The organism is Streptomyces sp. NPDC058257 (assembly GCF_042881845.1).
Lineage (GTDB): Bacteria > Actinomycetota > Actinomycetes > Streptomycetales > Streptomycetaceae > Streptomyces.
On the sequence record NZ_JBHVXJ010000004.1, the window covers coordinates 363,445 to 379,494 of the forward strand.

Below are 16,050 nucleotides of genomic sequence, written 5' to 3' on the forward strand. Positions count from 1 at the left end.
CACCGTGGTTCATCTGGACGGACTGGACGGAGAGGCCGGAATCAGCCACCCCAGATGATCAATGCCCTTGGAACAAACGGAAGATGCACCACAAACGGACCATAAGTCGGTAACTGCGCTGCTTCTTCGGAGTGCCCCAGTCTTGGCTACCCGCACATGGAACCCATTCCCCATGCGCGCCCCCGCCCGTGCACCCATGCGCCCCACATGCAGGATCGATGCTCCGCCCCCGCGCACGCGACGGCCGTAACCGTAGGTGTCGGGCGGAGTTGAGAAGTCCGTGGAAGAGACCATGGGAGTCACGTCAGCCGCGCACATCCCGAAGCAGCGCGGAGAATCCTTGCTGGACACGGCCGTGCGATACGCGGAAGAGCGCCACTGGGACGTGTTCCCCGGGACATGGCTCGAGTCCGTCGAAGGGGCCGAAATCTGCTCGTGCGGTGACGCCGCGTGCACGACGCCCGGTTCGCACCCGGCGCGCGAGGACTGGGCGACGCAGGCGACGGGGAGCGCGACCGCGGCCAGGCGGCTGTGGACCAAGCAGCCGAAGTCCTCGATCCTGCTGCCGACAGGCCGCACGTTCGACGCGATCGACGTACCCGAGACGGCCGGGTTCCTCGCCCTTGCCCGCATGGAGCGCATGGAGCTGACGCTCGGCCCCGTGACCTGCACACCGGACCGCCGGATGCAGTTCTTCGTCCTCCCCGGAGCCGCCGCGAAGGTGCCCGACCTCGTACGCAAGCTCGGGTGGCCGCCGGCCGCGATCGACTGCGTCGCCCTTGGCGAGGGGGCGTACGTGGCCGCGCCGCCGACCCGCTTCGGCGCGACGGGAGCGGTGCAGTGGGCGTGCCGCCCCACCGCGGCGAACCGGTGGCTGCCCGACGCGGAGGAGATCATCTCGCCATTGGCGTACGCGTGCGGTCGGGAGGCGCGTAGGTAGGGGCGGACCTGCGCGGGCTGCGCCTGCTCTTCAAGAGCCTGGCGGAGTTCGAGGGAGTTCGAGGGAGCTCGGCGGAGCCGGTGATCGGCGGTGCGCAGGACGTATCGTGCGAATCCAGCGGCGACGAAGGGCGGACACGGTGAGCGAGCCAGCATCGGCAGCACCATCGGCGGTACGGGTACAAGGACTGTGGAAGGCCTTCGGCCAACAGGTCGCCGTCGCCGGGATCGATCTCACCCTGCCCGCGGGCAAGTTCATCGGCCTCGTCGGCCCGAACGGCGCCGGGAAGACCACCACCCTCTCCATGGTGACCGGGCTCCTCCGCCCGGATCAGGGCACCGTGGAGGTCGTGGGCCACGACGTGTGGGCCGACCCGGTTCAGGTCAAGGCCCGCATCGGCGTCCTGCCCGAAGGGCTGCGTCTCTTCGAGCGCCTCTCGGGGCGTGAACTCCTCGCGTACACCGGGCGGCTGCGCGGGCTCCCCGGCGACGAGGTCGACAAGAGGGCGGCCCAGCTCCTTGACGTGCTCGACCTCGCGGGCGCCCAGCACAAACTGGTCGTCGACTACTCGACGGGCATGCGGAAGAAGATCGGCCTCGCCGCGGCCCTGCTCCACAACCCCGAAGTCCTCTTCCTCGACGAGCCCTTCGAGGGCGTCGACCCGGTGTCCGCGCAGATCATCCGCGGCGTCCTGGAGCGCTACACCGCATCCGGCGCCACCGTCGTCTTCTCCTCGCACGTCATGGAACTCGTCGAATCGCTCTGCGACTGGGTCGCCGTGATGGCGGCGGGACGGATCCGCGCCCAGGGCACCCTCGCCGAGGTGCGCGGCGCGGCCCCCTCGCTCCAGGAGGCGTTCCTGGAACTGGTCGGCGCCAACGGCCGCGACAGCGGCTCGCACCTCGACTGGCTGGGCGGCGGCACCCGATGAGCGCGCCGACGGCGACGTCCGCGCCCTCCATCACCCCCGTCTTCGTACGTCTCAAGCTCTCGCTCCTGCGCAACGGCCTGCACCAGTCGTCAGGACGCCGCGCCGCCTACATCGCGTCCGTCGTCGCGGCGCTCCTCGTCGCCGCGCTCCAGCTCCTCGGCCTGATCGCCCTGCGCGGCAACGAACACGCCGCCACCGTCTCCGTCCTGCTCACCGCGGTACTCGCGCTCGGCTGGGCGGTGATGCCGCTGTTCTTCCCCAGCGGCGACGAGACCCTCGACCCCACCCGCCTGGTGATGCTGCCGCTGCGCCCGCGGCCACTGGTGCGCGCGCTCCTCGTGGCGTCCCTGGTGGGCATCGGCCCGCTCTTCACGCTCTGCCTCGCTCTCGGCGCGGTCGTCTCCCTCGCGCACGGTGCGGCGGCGGCCGTCACCGCGGTCCTGGCCATCGCCCTTACGCTGCTCATCTGCGTGGCCCTCGCGCGCACCGTCGCCGCCGCCAACATCCGCCTCCTGACCAGCCGCAAGGGGCGTGATCTGGCCGTTCTGAGCGGCCTGGTCATCGCGATCGGCGCGCAGCTCGTCAACTTCGGGGCGCAGCGGCTCGGTTCCTCGGGGCTCTCGCAGCTCGAACCGACGGCGGACGTCGTCCGCTGGATCCCGCCCGCGTCGGCGATCGGCGCCGTCGACTCGGTGAGCGAGGCCTCGTACGCGGCGGGGATCGCGCAACTGGCCCTGAGCGCCGCCGCTCTCGCCGCCCTGCTGGCCCTCTGGCAGCGCAGCCTCACCCACCTCATGACGACCCCCGACGGCTCGACGCTCGCGGCGGCGGAACCCACCAAGGCCCGCGCGTCGCGCGGCCCGGGCGGGCTGCTGCCCGGCGGACGCACCGGCACGGTCATGGAGCGCAGCCTGCGCTATGTGTGGCGCGACCCGAAGACGAAGGCGGCCTGGGTGACGTCCCTGGCCATCGGGCTCATCGTGCCGCTCTTCAACGCCATGCAGGGCACGGGATCGATCTACTTCGCGTGCTTCGCGGCCGGGATGCTCGGCGTCCTGATGTACAACCAGTTCGGCCAGGACACATCGGCGTTCTGGATGGTCGCGACGGCGATCTCGTCGACGTACGACGCGTACATCGAACTGCGTGCCCGCGCACTGGCACTGATGGTGATCACCGTTCCGTACGCGACCCTGGTGACGGTCATCACGGCGGCCGTCCTCGGCGACTGGACCGGCCTGCCGGAGGCGCTCGGCCTCTCCTTCGCCCTGCTCGGCGCGATGCTGGCGACGGGCGCGTGGACATCGGCCCGCTTCCCCTATTCGATCCCGCAGGAGGGCTACAAGAACGTGGCCCCCGGACAGGCGGGCCTGGCCTGGATCTCGATCTTCGGCGGAATGGTCGCCGCGGCCCTGCTCTGCGCCCCGGTCATCGCCTTCACCATCTGGCTGCACGTATCGGGCGCGGACTCCTGGACCTGGCTGCTGCTCCCGCTGGGCGGGGTCTACGGAGCGGTGATCACGTACTTCGGCGTACGGCTCGCGGCGCCGAGGGTGGCGCGGCGGCTGCCGGAGATCCTGACGGCGGTCAGCAGGGGCTGAGAGTCCCTGCGCCCGCAGGGAACGCAGACGACCCGCGAGCCGTGGTCCCCGCCGTACGAGACGGCGGGAAGCCGGCCGGACTCACCGGCGGCTCGCGGGTCGGGTGACTGCTTGGGATTGGGCCGGCCGCACGCACATCACACGTGCTGGTCCGGCGCCGAAATCGAGTTGCGACGACGGGCCACTAGCCCGCAGTCACCTCACGCGTCCGGTTTCCATACATCTGCCGAACCACCTCCTCTCCGTGATGACTACAGCCTAGGAACCCGACCGGCTCGGCTCAACCTCTTTTTGAGCAGGCCTCGCGAGGAACATCGAGCCGTCCCGGGACGTTCACGCGGGGCAACGATTTCGTCGAACTTCCGGGAAGTACCTGTGGGCTGCGTCACGTTCGAGTTCAATGATCTGACGTGCGGTACATGCGAAAGTCGCAGAACATGCAGCTCATGAGGACACGGCCTGCAGGGGGTGCCAGGTGAGTGCTTCCCGGCGTAGTGGGACCACCGACGAGCTGGGGCCCGAAGATCCCGGGCCCGGTGGGGCCGAACTGCTTGCGGCACTGCTCGACGGGATGGACGCCGCGTTGTGCGCGTTCGATGCCGACGGAGTGGTGACGCACTGGAATCGTGAGGCCGAGCGGATCCTCGGGTGGTCGGCGGCGGAGGCCGTCGGGCGGCAGGGATTCGCGGGGTGGGCGGTGCGGACCGCCGACGCCGAGGAGGTCGAGGGGCGGCTCCTGTCGGCGATGGACGCGCACGGGCGGCAGGTGCACGAGTTCGCGCTCCTGACGAAGGACGGCGGACGGGTGCTCGTGCGGACCCAGTCCGCAGCCGTGCGGGGCGGGGACGGCAAACCCGCCGGGGTGTACTGCGCCTTCAGCGAGGTCCATGCGCAGATCGACCTGGAGCGGTCCATCGCGCTGAGCGAGGCCCTGTTAGAGAACGCGTCCTGGGGCGTCGTGCTCGTCGACGCCGATCTGCGTCCCGCCGTGGCGAACGAACATGCCGCCCAGGCCCTGGGAATGGGGCGTACGGCCCTGCTGGGGCGGCCCCTCGGGGAGTTGCTCGGGCAGGGCGTGGAGGAGCTGGAGAGCGCGCTGAGCCACGTGCTCGCCGAGGGGGCGCCGCCCGCGCCCGCCGAGATGTGGGTCTCGGTGCGGGCCACGGAGAGCGGCGAGCCGGAGCGGCGTTGCTGGCGCAGCGGCTTCCTGCGGCTCGCGTCGCCGCTCGCGGAGGAGCCCGTGCCGCTGGGGGTCGGCTGGCTCTTCCTGGACGTCACGGAGGCCAAGCAGACGGAGCAGGAGGCGGCGCAACTGCGCTTCCGTTCGCAGCAGTTGCACCGGGCCTCGCGTGCCGCGGGTGAGTGCGAGGATCCGACGGAGGCGGCGACGGTCCAGCTGGACTTCGCCCTCGCCGGGTTCGCCGACCACGCGCTGATCGACCTGGTGGCCTCCCGTACGGCGGCCGAGGAGCCTGTGCGGCTGGTCCGCGTCGCCGCCACGCCCGCGGGCGCTCCGGGGCCGTGTCTGCCGGTGGCCAAGGCGGGCCTGCCGGTCCGCTATCTGGAGGGCCATCCGGCCCCGCAGTGCGTGGACCGGATGGGTTCGGTACGGGCCAGCGCCGGTACCGCGCCGCCCGAGCGTGCCCGGGAGTGGGCGGCGGCCAGGCAGTGGCCGGAGGACTCCGTCCACGCGCTGTGCACGGTGCTGCGCAGCCGGGGGCGGACGCTGGGCGTGGTGACGTTCCTCCGGGGCGCGAGCCGCACCCAGTTCGAACGCGCGGACGCGGCGTATGCGGAGAGCGTCTCGGCGAGGGTCGCGGCTTCGCTCGATCTGGCGGACGTGCTGGGCACGGGGTGAGCCCGTGCGGGGGGAGGTCGTGCGGGGGGAGGTCGTGCGGGGGAAGGTCGTCAACACCGGGCCCGTCGTCCCGCCGGAGACCGTCCCGCACCTCTTCGAGCCGTTCCGGCGCCTGCGGGAGCGTACGCACGCGCGCGGGGAGGGCGCGCGCGGGCCCTCGGCCTGTCCATCGTCTCCGCGATCGCGGAGACGAACGAGGAGGGGGAGGGTTCAGCGTCCGGGTGCCCTTCCCCATGGGCCCGGACGTGCCACACGGGCCTCAGCGGCGGTAGAAGATCCGGTCGCCGTACTCGGCGAACACGCGTCCGTTCCACTCGTGGCCGCCGTCCACGTTCCCCGACCGCAGCAACGGCGGCTCGACGCCCCGCGCGGCGAGCTGCTCGACGGCCGTCGCCACCACGGCCTGCATGATCGCGTTGGTGACCACGCTGGAGGCGGGTCCGAAGGGCGCGTCGACCGTTTCGAGGCTGAGCTCCGCGTCACCGAGGGCGATCTTGGAGTCGATCACGACGTCGCAGTGGTCCTTGAGGAAGGTTCCGGACACGTGCCGCGACTTCGTCTCCGTCGCGTACGCCACCGACGTCACCCCGATGACCTTCAGGCCGAGCGCGCGGGCGTTCATCGCCATCTCCACGGGCAGCGAGTTCCGTCCGGAGAGCGAGATGATCACGAGTACGTCGCCGGGGCGGACCGGCGAGGAGTCCAGGACGGCGCCCGCGAGCCCGTCCACCCGCTCCAGGGCGGAGCCGAGCGTGGCGGGCATGACGTCGATCCCGACGACGCCGGGGACGGCGAGGAGGTTCATCAGGGCGAGGCCGCCGGCGCGGTAGACGACGTCCTGGGCGGCGAGCGAGGAGTGCCCGGCTCCGAAGGCGAAGAGCCTGTTGCCCGTCTCGACCGCGTCGGCGAGCAGCGCGGCCGCCGCGTCGACGTTCCCGCCCTCCTCGTCGCGCACCCGCCCGAGCAGGCCGATCGCGGCGTCGATGTACTGACCGGCCAGCTTGCTCTCGCTCTTCGAGCCCATGCGTCGAGGAACCTTTCGGGGTACGTAGTACGTATGTTTTGTACGTATGTTCTGCACGTGTTTCCCGTGTGCCGCGGCTCACGTTGCGGTCTGGACCAGTGCCCTGTCAATACGGCCCGAGCACCCCGTCAAGGCCGCCAGGACCGGGTTTTCCCCTGGCGCGACCCGGTTGTCAGCGGTATGCGTCAGAATTGGTAGCAGGGCCGGCCGCACGAGCGAGATCTGAGGGGCACCCATGTCGGGGCTGATTGACACCACTGAGATGTATTTGCGCACCATCCTCGAGCTGGAGGAGGAAGGTGTGGTCCCCATGCGCGCCCGGATCGCCGAGCGTCTCGACCAGAGCGGGCCGACGGTGAGCCAGACGGTCGCGCGCATGGAGCGCGATGGTCTGGTGGCGGTCGCGAGCGACCGCCACCTGGAGCTGACGGAGGAGGGCCGCAGGCTCGCCACCCGCGTGATGCGCAAGCACCGCCTCGCGGAGTGCCTGCTCGTCGACGTGATCGGCCTGGAGTGGGAGCAGGTCCACGCGGAGGCGTGTCGCTGGGAACACGTGATGAGCGAGGCGGTGGAGCGCCGCGTCCTGGAGCTCCTGCGCCACCCCACCGAGTCTCCGTACGGCAACCCGATCCCGGGTCTCGAAGAGCTGGGCGAGAAGGACGGGGCCGACCCGTTCCTCGACGAGGGCATGGTGTCCCTGGCCGATCTCGACCCGGGCGCGGAGGGCAAGACCGTCGTGGTGCGCCGCATCGGCGAGCCCATCCAGACGGACGCCCAGCTGATGTACACGCTGCGGCGCGCGGGCGTGCAGCCCGGCTCCGTGGTGAGCGTGACGGAGTCCGCGGGCGGGGTGCTCGTGGGCAGCAGCGGTGAGGCCGCGGAGCTGGACAACGACGTCGCGTCGCACGTCTTCGTCGCCAAGCGCTGAGGTCATGTCGCACGTCTTCGTCGCCAGGCGCTGAGGTCGCGCCGAGGTCACGACAGGAGCCGCTCCGAGACCCTCGGGACCGGGCGGTGGCGTCCGCGACGTGGGGCTCAGGCGGGATCCGGCTCCCGGCATCTCCCGTTACCGGGGGTTAGCGTCAACTAGTGGTAACGGTTGGGCAGTTGTGAAGACCCCAGGATTGTATGGGGTCCAAGATTCAGTGTGCGGAATCGCAGCGCCCGGACGTTTTGCGTGCCAGGCTGTCGCGTGAGGCATATGACCAAAGGGCTCTTGCCGCGTCGGCGCGCGACCGGCCGCCGCGGCTGTGGGAGGGGGCAGGAGGATGTGCCCATCTGGTGAGCGGGAGCGCGTACGCGAGCCGTACGCCTCGGCATGCCCTGAGCACGCAGAGGGCCCCGGCGCCCTTGAGCGCCGGGGCCTGTCCTCCCCTGCGGTGACCCGGAGCCCCGAGCTCCCAGGGTCGTCCCCTTCGGACCGTTTTCCCCGAGCGGCCCGCCTCCCGATGAAGATCTCCCCTCGGCAGCGGCGGCCAATCCTTGAGGGTGGTCACTCGAACGAGGGGTGTTGTCGGCGATCTGGCCGGTTTCGAAAAAGAGTTCGATAACGTGCGGGGGTGCGTGACAGAACCAGGCGTTCAGCCAGGCGTTCAGCCCGAGAGGATTCAAGGGGGGTGCCAGGAACCATGGTGCGGCGCATTGACGTGACAGGCGCGGGTGGCGTTCGCCTCGCCGCCTGGGAGTTCGCCGATCCTCCCAAGTCCAGGGAGACCGACGGTCCACCCGGAGGCGTGCTCTTACTGCACGGCCTGATGGGCCGTGCGTCCCACTGGGCGGGCACCGCCCGCTGGCTCTCCGAGCGGCATCGCGCGGTCGCACTCGACCAGCGTGCGCACGGGCAGAGCGACAAGCCCCCCGAGGGCCCCTTCACCCGCGAGGCCTACGTGGCCGACGCCGAGGCCGCGCTCGTCCAGCTCGGCCTCGCCCCCGCCGTCCTCATCGGCCACTCCATGGGCGCGCTCACCGCCTGGCAGCTCGCCGCGAAGCGCCCCGATCTCGTCCGCGCCCTGATCATCACCGACATGCGGGCCTCCGCCCTCGGCGCCGCCTCGCAGCGCGAGTGGGAGGACTGGTTCAAGGCCTGGCCCGTCCCCTTCGCGACACTCGCCGACGTACGGAAGTGGTTCGGCGAGGACGATCCGTGGGTGGAGCGGACGAACCCCTCACGCGGCGAGTTCTTCGCCGAGGTGATGGCCGAGGGCCCGGACGGCTGGCGCCCCGTCTTCGACCGCGACCAGATGCTGAAGTCCCGCGAGACCTGGGTGTACGACGCCCACTGGGAGTATCTGACCCAGGTCCAGTGCCCCGCCCTGGTCGTCCGCGGCCTGGACGGCGAGCTGGGCCGCGCCGAGGCGCAGGAAATGGTCCGCGTACTGCCCCGCGGGGCGTACGCGGAAGTGGCCGACGCCGGTCACCTGGTGCACTACGACCAGCCGGAGGCCTGGCGCGAGGCGATCCAGCCATTCCTGGACGGGGTTCTGACGGGGTAGCGCCCGGTGCCGCTCACGGGCTGAGGCGCTCGACCGTCCAGCTCTCGGCTGCCGTGCCGGTGCCCTGCTCCGCGCGTTCGTAGCGCAGGCGGTCGTGCAGGCGGTTCGCCCTGCCCTGCCAGAACTCCACGCTCCGCGGCTCGACGCGGAAGCCGCCCCAGTGCGAAGGCGCGGGCACCTGCTCGCCCTCCGGGTAGCGCTCCGCCAGATCGGCGTACGCGCGGTCGAGTTCGTCGCGTGTGGCGATGACCGACGACTGGGCGCTGGCCCAGGCGCCGAGCTGGGAGCCGTGCGGGCGGGTGCGGAAGTACGCCACCGTCTCCTCGCGGGGGACGCGCTCCGCCGTGCCCGTGACGATGACCTGGCGTGCCATCGGATGCCACGGGAAGAGCAGCGCGATGTTCGGGTTCGCGGCCAGTTCACGGGCCTTGCGGGACTCGTAGTTGGTGAAGAAGACGAAGCCGCGCTCGTCGTAGCCCTTCAGCAGGACCGTGCGTGAGCTGGGGCGTCCCGCGGTGTCCACGGTCGAGACGACCATGGCGTTCGGCTCGTGGAGCACGCCCGCGTCGGCCGCGGCGAGTGCCTGTGTGAACCAGAGCGCGAACAGCTCGAAGGGCGTGGCGGGCAGCTCCGCCTGGATGAGTCCGTCAACGCCGTATTGGGCCCGTATGGCGGCGACGTCGGACCCGGGAGGGGCCCCGGCGGCTGATGATGAGTCTGATGCGGAAGCGGCGGCTCGATCGGTCACGCGGTCATCTTGCCGTATACGAAGGGGCACTCGGCGGGCTGTCACGCACCACGGGGAGGTGACGTGTGGCACTGAGTGCCGCGCACCATCGCCAAGGGTGGCACCAACGGATATCGTGCCCCTTCCGTATCGGTTGGGTGACCACCAGCCGCACGGGGCATCACCGGGGTGACCCGACCCGGACCGCGAGTCGAAAACCGGAAGCCACCGACGCACCGGCGTACCGCGGAACCGGACCGGAAATGCCCACTTCTGACACATGGTCACGAGCTGTCTGTCACCACCATCTGTCGCACACATCACGAGGAGCCGCCTGATGTCCGACTTCGTACCCGGACTTGAGGGAGTCATCGCGTTCGAGACGGAGATCGCCGAACCGGATAAGGAAGGCGGCGCGCTTCGCTATCGCGGCGTCGACATCGAGGATCTGGTCGGCCACGTCTCCTTCGGCAACGTCTGGGGCCTGCTCGTCGACGGCGCCTTCAACCCCGGTCTGCCGCCCGCCGAGCCGTTCCCGATCCCGGTGCACTCCGGTGACATCCGCGTCGACGTCCAGTCCGCGCTGGCGATGCTCGCCCCCGTATGGGGACTGAAGCCGCTCCTGGACATCAGCGAGCGGGAGGCCCGCGACGACCTCGCACGCGCCGCCGTCATGGCCCTCTCGTACGTCGCCCAGTCCGCCCGCGGCCAGGGCCTGCCGATGGTGCCGCAGCGCGAGATCGACAAGGCCGACACGGTCGTCGAACGCTTCATGAAGCGCTGGCGCGGCGAGCCCGACCCCAAGCACGTCAAGGCCGTCGACGCGTACTGGACGTCGGCCGCCGAGCACGGCATGAACGCCTCCACGTTCACGGCCCGCGTCATCGCGTCGACGGGCGCGGACGTGGCCGCGGCGCTCTCGGGCGCGGTGGGCGCCATGTCCGGGCCCCTGCACGGCGGGGCGCCCTCCCGTGTCCTCGGCATGATCGAGGAGATCGAGCGGACCGGGGACGCGGTCGCATACGTGAAGCAGGCGCTGGACAAGGGCGAGCGCCTGATGGGCTTCGGCCACCGGGTGTACCGGGCCGAGGACCCTCGCGCGCGGGTCCTGCGCCGTACGGCACGTGAGCTGAGCGCTCCCCGCTTCGAGGTGGCGGAGGCGCTGGAGAAGGCTGCCCTGGACGAGCTGCACGCCCGTCGCCCCGACCGGATCCTTGCGACGAACGTCGAGTTCTGGGCCGCGATCGTCCTGGACTTCGCCGAGGTGCCGGCGCACATGTTCACGTCCATGTTCACGTGCGCGCGGACCGCCGGCTGGTCGGCGCACATTCTTGAGCAGAAGCGGACGGGGCGTCTGGTCCGTCCGTCGGCCCGGTACATGGGCCCCGCGGCGCGGAACCCCCGGGAGGTCGAGGGGTTCGGGGACATCGCGCGGTAGGCAGCCGTGAACAGCGGTGAACAGCGGTAGGCGTACGAACGAGGCGGCGTACTCCGACGTGGTGTCGGTGTACGCCGCCTTGGTGTGGGGCGAGTCGTGGGAGGGCCGCCCGCGCGGTCACGGCGACTACTTCGCGTCACCGTTGAACTTCGAGGCCGACCAGAAGTAGCCGAGCACCGCGAGTCCGACGCACCAGGCGATGGCGATCCAGCCGTTGTTCCCGATCTCGCTGCCGAGGAGCAGGCCGCGCAGGGTCTCGATGGCCGGGGTGAAGGGCTGGTACTCGGCGATCGGCTGGAACCAGCCCGGCATCGCGTCGATGGGGACGAAGGCGCTGGAGATGAGCGGGAGGAAGATCAGCGGCATCGCGTTGTTGCCCGCGGCCTCGGCGTTGGGGCTGACCATGCCCATCCCGACGGCGATCCAGGTGAGCGCCAGGGCGAAGAGCGTGAGCAGTCCGAGGGCCGCGAGCCACTCCAGGGCGGTGGCGTCGGTGGAGCGGAAGCCGATCGCCACGGCGACGGCCCCCATGAGGACCACGCTGGCGATGCACTGCAGGACGCTTCCGACGACGTGTCCGACGAGTACGGAACCGCGGTGGATGGCCATGGTGCGGAAGCGGGCGATGATGCCCTCGGTCATGTCGGTGGAGACGGACACCGCGGTGCCGATCGTGGTGCTGCCGATGGTCATCAGGAGGAGACCCGGCACGAGGTAGGCGATGTAGTCGGAGCGGTCGCCGCCGCTGATGCCCGCGCTCATCACGTCGCCGAAGACATAGACGAAGAGCAGCAGCAGCATGACCGGCGTCAGCAGCAGGTTCAGGGTGAGGGAGGGGTAGCGCCGGGCGTGCAGGAGGTTGCGGCGCAGCATCGTGGACGAGTCACGGACGGAGAGGGAGAGGGTGCTCATCGGACGTTCTCCTTGGGCTGGTTCGGCTGTGCGGCCCGGGCGGGGGCGTGGGTGCTGTCGGTGAGGGCGAAGAACACGTCGTCGAGGTCGGGGGTGTGCACGGTGAGCTCGTCGGCCTCGATGCCCGCGGAGTCCAGCCGGTCGAGGATGGAGCGCAGCTCGCGCTGGCTGCCGTCGCTGGGGAGTTGGAGGGTGAGCGCCTCGTCGTCGCGGGTGACCTCGGACAGGGCGGCGGCGGCCGGCCGGTAGGCGTCCGGGTCGGTGAAGCGGAGGCGGACGTGCCCGCCGGGGATCAGCCGCTTCAGTTCTTCCGCGGTGCCTTCGGCGGCGACAGCGCCGTTGTTCAACACCGCGATACGGTCGGCGAGTTCGTCGGCCTCCTCCAGGTACTGGGTGGTGAGGAAGACGGTCACCCCGCCGGAGACGAGACCGCGGATGATGCCCCACATGTTGTGCCGGGAGCGGGGGTCGAGGCCGGTGGTCGGTTCGTCGAGGAAGATGATCCGGGGGCCGCCGACCAGGGTCATGGCGATGTCGAGGCGGCGTTTCATGCCGCCGGAGTAGGTGGAGGCGGGCTTCTTAGCCGCCTCGGTGAGGTCGAAACGCTCCAGGAGTTCGGCGGCCACCCGCCTGCCCTCCTGCTTGGACAGGTGGTGCAGGTCGGCCATCAGGAGCATGTTCTCCTCGCCGGTGATCAGGCCGTCGACGGCGGAGAACTGCCCGGTGACACCGATCCCGGCGCGCACCGCCTGGGGGTCGGCGGCCCGGTCGTGGCCGCCGACGTACAGCTCGCCGGCGTCGGCGGTGATGAGCGTGGAGAGGATCTTCACGGCGGTGGTCTTCCCGGCGCCGTTCGGGCCGAGCAGGGAGAAGACCGTGCCCTCCGGGACGGCCAGGTCGATGCCGTCCAGGACCGTCTTGTCGCCGTAAGCCTTGCGCAGCCCATGCGCCGCGATGGCCAGGTTCGTCATGAGGAGTGCTCCTTCGAAGCTGCGAGGTCGAGAGGCGTCAGGCATCAGGCATCAGGCATCAGGTGCCAGGCGTCAGGCGTCAGAGCTGTCAGAGCTGTCAGAGGCTGCGGGCGGTGATGTCGCCCTGGGAGACGGTCGCCTTGATGACGAGGCCGGGCGTGCTGTCGCTGTTCTTCAGCGCGTTGTCGATCCGTCCGTAGCTGGTACCGGCGTCCAGGGAGGCGGAGACTCCGCGAGCGGCGACGGCCGTGATGTTGCCCTGCTGGGTGCTGAGCGTGAGCGTGCCGCCGGTGGCCTCGGTGACGTTCACGTCGCCCCGCTGGGTGCTGAGCTCGCCGTCACCCGTGAGGCGGCCGACCGTGATGGTGGCGTCGTGGCCGGAGAGGCGGGCGCTCGCGGCCTCGTCCAGCTTGACCGAGCCGTAGCCGCCCTCGAAGACGACGTCTCCGAGCCGTCCCACGCCCCGGAACTCCGCGGCGGCGGACTTCGCCTCGACACGGGACCCGGCGGGCAGCTGGACCGTGACCTCGACAGCACCGGAGTTGCCGAAGACCCGGTTCTTGCCTTGGGGGACCTGGATCCGCAGGACGCCGTCGGCGTAGGTGACCTCGGTCTGCTCGGCGGCCTTCACGTCGCCGCTCTTCGAGGCGTTGGCGGGCAGGACCTCGACCGTGGTGTCGGCGCGGTCGGCGGCGATGAACTGGATCCGCCCGGCGGGGATGTCGAGGACGGCGGTGACCGGGGCGGAGGTGTCGAACTTCTGCATGGTGTGCTCCTTGTGTCCGTGGTGTTCGCTGCTCTTTCTGATGTCGTGAACGCTACGTTGCATTCGCGGTTCCCTCAATTGCTTCGTTGCGAGGAATCCGCATTAGAGCAGGTCAAAGCCAGTATTTCGTTGCAATGCTTCTGCATGTAATGCAACGCGAGCCACCTGATCGTTGCAATGCAATGAGAGTGAACGCTATGCTGACGGCCGCAGGGAGAGCTGAAGAGAGCCAGAGAGCCAGAGAGCCGAGGAGACCGCGATGCCGGGAGGCAGACTCACCCAGCAGGAACGTCAGCAGATCGCGCTTGGCCTGGCCGACGGCCTCGCCTACGCGGAGATCGCCAGACGTCTCGACCGCCCCACCTCGACGGTCACCCGCGAGGTCATGCGCAACGGCGGCCCCACCGGCTACCGCGCGGACCTGGCCCACCGCGCGACCGAACGCCGCACCCACCAGCGCAGGCAGGCCGCGCCCCGGGGTGCGGACACGCCGCCGCAGGTCCACGGGCGCGACCCCGAGGCCGTACGTGAGTACGAGGAGACGCTCACCACCGTCTTCATGCAGTCGGGCCTGGCCAAGATGATGTCCCGGGTCCTCGCCTGCCTCTACACATCGGACACGGGCAGCGCCACCGCGGCCGAACTCGTCCGGCATCTCCAGGTCAGCCCGGCGTCCGTCTCCAAGGCGATCGCGTTCCTGGAGAGTCAGGACCTGGTCCGCCGGGAGCGCGACGAACGCCGCCGGGAGCGCTACGTCGTCGACGACGACGTCTGGTACCAGTCGATGAAGGCCAGCGCCCGGGCCCTCACCCTGATCGTCGAGACCACACAGCAGGGCGTCGCCATCCTCGGGCCCGACACCCCGGCTGCCATCCGCCTGGAGAACATCGCCCGCTACCTCGACTTCGTCAGCGAGACCACCGCCCGCGCCGCGGAACAGGCCCGCGAGATCCTCCACGTGAAGCCCGGAGCGAGCCGCACATCGGACGAGTGAGCAGGCGCTGGGGCGACTTCACCCCAGCGCGCCCTCCACCAGCCTCGCCCACTGCCCCACCACTCGCTCCCTGCGCGCCCCGTCATCCGTCAGCAGGTTGGCGAGGCCGAGGCCACGCGCCATGTCCAGGAGCCCCTGGACCGTCTCCCGCACCCCCGGCCGCGACTCGTCGGCATCGAGGAGCCGCACCGCGATCCGGTGGGTCTCACGGCCCACCCGCGCCTCCAGCTCCGTCACCCGGTCCCCCAGTTGAGGCTCGTTGGACGCCGCCACCCACAGGTGCAGCGCCGCCCGGAAGAGCGTCCCGGTGTAGAGATCGACGAGGGCAGCGACCACCGACGCCCGGTCCTGCGCCGGGAGCGCCCGCAGCGCGGTGGACCGCTGCTCGGCGACGTACTCCACCGCCGCCGTGAAGAGGTCCTCCCGCGTGGGGAAGTGGTGCTGGGCCGCTCCCCGTGAGACCCCCGCCCGCTCGGCGACCACGGAGACCGTGGACCCCGCCCAGCCGCTCTCGGCGAGGCACGCCACCGCCGCCTCCAGGAGCCGCTGACGCGTCGCGCGGCTGCGGTCCTGCTTGGGCGAGCGATGCGTGGGCGAGCTATCACGATCGGCACGATCAGCCGCGGTCACAGCACCCATGGGCACTCCCGTCGTTCGAGGAAAGCCCCCATTCCCTCCCGCGCCTCCGCCGATGCGAAGAGCCGCGCGGACAGGGCGATGAGGGAGTCCGTGTGGTGGTCGAATGCGTCGAGCACCCTAGCCGTGAGCAGCTTCTTCGTCTCGGCCAGGGCTTGTGGCGCCGCCTTGCGCACCCCGTCGATGAGGGGCCCGAGCTCCGCGTCCACGTCGTCACCGGCCACCGTCACCAGACCGATCCGCGCCGCCTCCGCCCCGCCGAGACGTTCCCCGGTGAGGAAGTAGCGGGACGCCGCACCCGGGTCGAGCCGGGCGAGCAGCGGCATGGAGACGACCGCGGGCGCCACCCCGATCCGTACCTCCGTCAGCGCGAACGACGCCCCCGGCCCCGCACCCGCCATGTCGCAGACGCCGAGCAGACCGAGCCCGCCCGCCCGTACGTGCCCGTCCACCCGCGCCACCACCGGCTTCGGCAGCTCCACGATCCGCCGGAGCAGCGCCACGAAGACGGCCGGGTCCGGCGGCTCCCGCAGATCGGCGCCGGAGCAGAACGTCGAGCCGGTGTGCGTGAGGACGACCGCGCGTACGTCGGGGTCCTCTCCGCAGTCGTCGAGCACCTCCGCGAACCCTTCGAGGAGCCCCGCCGAGAGCGCGTTGCGGTTGGCGGGGTTGTCCAGGGTGAGCGTGGCGATGCCGCGCTTCGGGGGCGCGTACACAAGACCCATGGAATCTCCAGCAGTTGAGGCGGCCGAGGAGCTGA

At 70.7% G+C, this 16,050-nt stretch carries 16 protein-coding genes; 9 read left to right on the forward strand and 7 right to left on the reverse strand.

Features of this window, described 5'->3' with window-relative positions; all coding sequences use genetic code 11:
* The first annotated feature begins 292 nt into the window (after positions 1-292).
* The 4 genes from ACFVXC_RS14065 to ACFVXC_RS14080 all read left to right on the forward strand — a co-directional run bounded on the left by ACFVXC_RS14065 (position 293) and on the right by ACFVXC_RS14080 (position 5,330).
* On the forward strand, positions 293-940 hold the full coding sequence (locus tag ACFVXC_RS14065; RefSeq protein ID WP_389905029.1) for a bifunctional DNA primase/polymerase: 648 nt from the start codon (positions 293-295) through the stop codon (positions 938-940).
* Between the two features lie 139 nt (positions 941-1,079).
* The gene (locus ACFVXC_RS14070; RefSeq protein WP_389905032.1) at positions 1,080-1,871 is read left to right on the forward strand and encodes an ABC transporter ATP-binding protein; all 792 of its coding nucleotides are present in this window, start codon (positions 1,080-1,082) and stop codon (positions 1,869-1,871) included.
* Positions 1,868-3,472: a transporter gene (locus tag ACFVXC_RS14075; protein ID WP_389905033.1), complete on the forward strand. Its 1,605-nt coding sequence runs from the start codon at positions 1,868-1,870 to the stop codon at positions 3,470-3,472. The genes ACFVXC_RS14070 and ACFVXC_RS14075 overlap by 4 nt, the downstream gene beginning before the upstream one ends.
* A gap of 475 nt (positions 3,473-3,947) precedes the next feature.
* A complete protein-coding gene (locus tag ACFVXC_RS14080) occupies positions 3,948-5,330 on the forward strand; it encodes a PAS domain-containing protein (RefSeq protein ID WP_389905035.1) in 1,383 nt (460 codons plus the stop codon).
* 259 nt (positions 5,331-5,589) lie between these two features.
* Here the strand turns inward: ACFVXC_RS14080 and ACFVXC_RS14085 are convergent, their stop codons facing one another.
* Positions 5,590-6,354, reverse strand: coding sequence for an SIS domain-containing protein (locus ACFVXC_RS14085; protein WP_389905037.1), 765 nt, complete (start codon positions 6,352-6,354; stop codon positions 5,590-5,592).
* 235 nt (positions 6,355-6,589) lie between these two features.
* Here ACFVXC_RS14085 and ACFVXC_RS14090 point away from each other — a divergent pair, with 235 nt between their 5' ends.
* Both ACFVXC_RS14090 and ACFVXC_RS14095 read left to right on the forward strand, forming a co-directional pair.
* On the forward strand, positions 6,590-7,282 hold the full coding sequence (locus ACFVXC_RS14090; RefSeq protein WP_389905039.1) for a metal-dependent transcriptional regulator: 693 nt from the start codon (positions 6,590-6,592) through the stop codon (positions 7,280-7,282).
* A gap of 700 nt (positions 7,283-7,982) precedes the next feature.
* Entirely contained in the window at positions 7,983-8,846 is an 864-nt protein-coding gene (locus ACFVXC_RS14095; protein WP_389905042.1) for an alpha/beta fold hydrolase, read from the forward strand.
* A gap of 13 nt (positions 8,847-8,859) precedes the next feature.
* Here the strand turns inward: ACFVXC_RS14095 and pdxH are convergent, their stop codons facing one another.
* The gene (gene pdxH / locus ACFVXC_RS14100) at positions 8,860-9,612 is read right to left on the reverse strand and encodes a pyridoxamine 5'-phosphate oxidase (protein ID WP_389905308.1); all 753 of its coding nucleotides are present in this window, start codon (positions 9,610-9,612) and stop codon (positions 8,860-8,862) included.
* 298 nt (positions 9,613-9,910) lie between these two features.
* Between pdxH and ACFVXC_RS14105 the strand changes: the two genes are divergently transcribed.
* Both ACFVXC_RS14105 and ACFVXC_RS14110 read left to right on the forward strand, forming a co-directional pair.
* Positions 9,911-11,011, forward strand: coding sequence for a citrate synthase 2 (locus tag ACFVXC_RS14105; RefSeq protein WP_389905044.1), 1,101 nt, complete (start codon positions 9,911-9,913; stop codon positions 11,009-11,011).
* A 16-nt stretch (positions 11,012-11,027) separates the two neighbouring features.
* On the forward strand, positions 11,028-11,180 hold the full coding sequence (locus tag ACFVXC_RS14110) for a hypothetical protein (RefSeq protein WP_389905046.1): 153 nt from the start codon (positions 11,028-11,030) through the stop codon (positions 11,178-11,180).
* On the opposite strand, the gene ACFVXC_RS14115 is transcribed toward ACFVXC_RS14110, so the two are convergent.
* The 3 genes from ACFVXC_RS14115 to ACFVXC_RS14125 all read right to left on the reverse strand — a co-directional run bounded on the left by ACFVXC_RS14115 (position 11,138) and on the right by ACFVXC_RS14125 (position 13,660).
* Positions 11,138-11,923 (reverse strand): ABC transporter permease, encoded by a 786-nt coding sequence (locus ACFVXC_RS14115; protein WP_389905049.1) that lies wholly within the window; start codon positions 11,921-11,923, stop codon positions 11,138-11,140. The genes ACFVXC_RS14110 and ACFVXC_RS14115 overlap by 43 nt on opposite strands.
* Positions 11,920-12,894, reverse strand: coding sequence for an ATP-binding cassette domain-containing protein (locus ACFVXC_RS14120; protein WP_389905050.1), 975 nt, complete (start codon positions 12,892-12,894; stop codon positions 11,920-11,922). The genes ACFVXC_RS14115 and ACFVXC_RS14120 overlap by 4 nt, the downstream gene beginning before the upstream one ends.
* Positions 12,895-12,991: 97 nt before the next feature.
* Entirely contained in the window at positions 12,992-13,660 is a 669-nt protein-coding gene (locus tag ACFVXC_RS14125; protein WP_389905052.1) for a DUF4097 family beta strand repeat-containing protein, read from the reverse strand.
* A 259-nt stretch (positions 13,661-13,919) separates the two neighbouring features.
* Between ACFVXC_RS14125 and ACFVXC_RS14130 the strand changes: the two genes are divergently transcribed.
* Complete coding sequence (locus tag ACFVXC_RS14130; RefSeq protein WP_389905054.1) at positions 13,920-14,654, forward strand: helix-turn-helix domain-containing protein; 735 nt, start codon at positions 13,920-13,922, stop codon at positions 14,652-14,654.
* An 18-nt stretch (positions 14,655-14,672) separates the two neighbouring features.
* On the opposite strand, the gene ACFVXC_RS14135 is transcribed toward ACFVXC_RS14130, so the two are convergent.
* Positions 14,673-15,293 (reverse strand): TetR/AcrR family transcriptional regulator, encoded by a 621-nt coding sequence (locus ACFVXC_RS14135; RefSeq protein WP_389905056.1) that lies wholly within the window; start codon positions 15,291-15,293, stop codon positions 14,673-14,675.
* Complete coding sequence (locus ACFVXC_RS14140; protein ID WP_389905058.1) at positions 15,281-16,015, reverse strand: enoyl-CoA hydratase family protein; 735 nt, start codon at positions 16,013-16,015, stop codon at positions 15,281-15,283. Before ACFVXC_RS14140 ends, ACFVXC_RS14135 begins: the two co-directional genes overlap by 13 nt.
* Positions 16,016-16,050 lie beyond the last annotated feature (35 nt).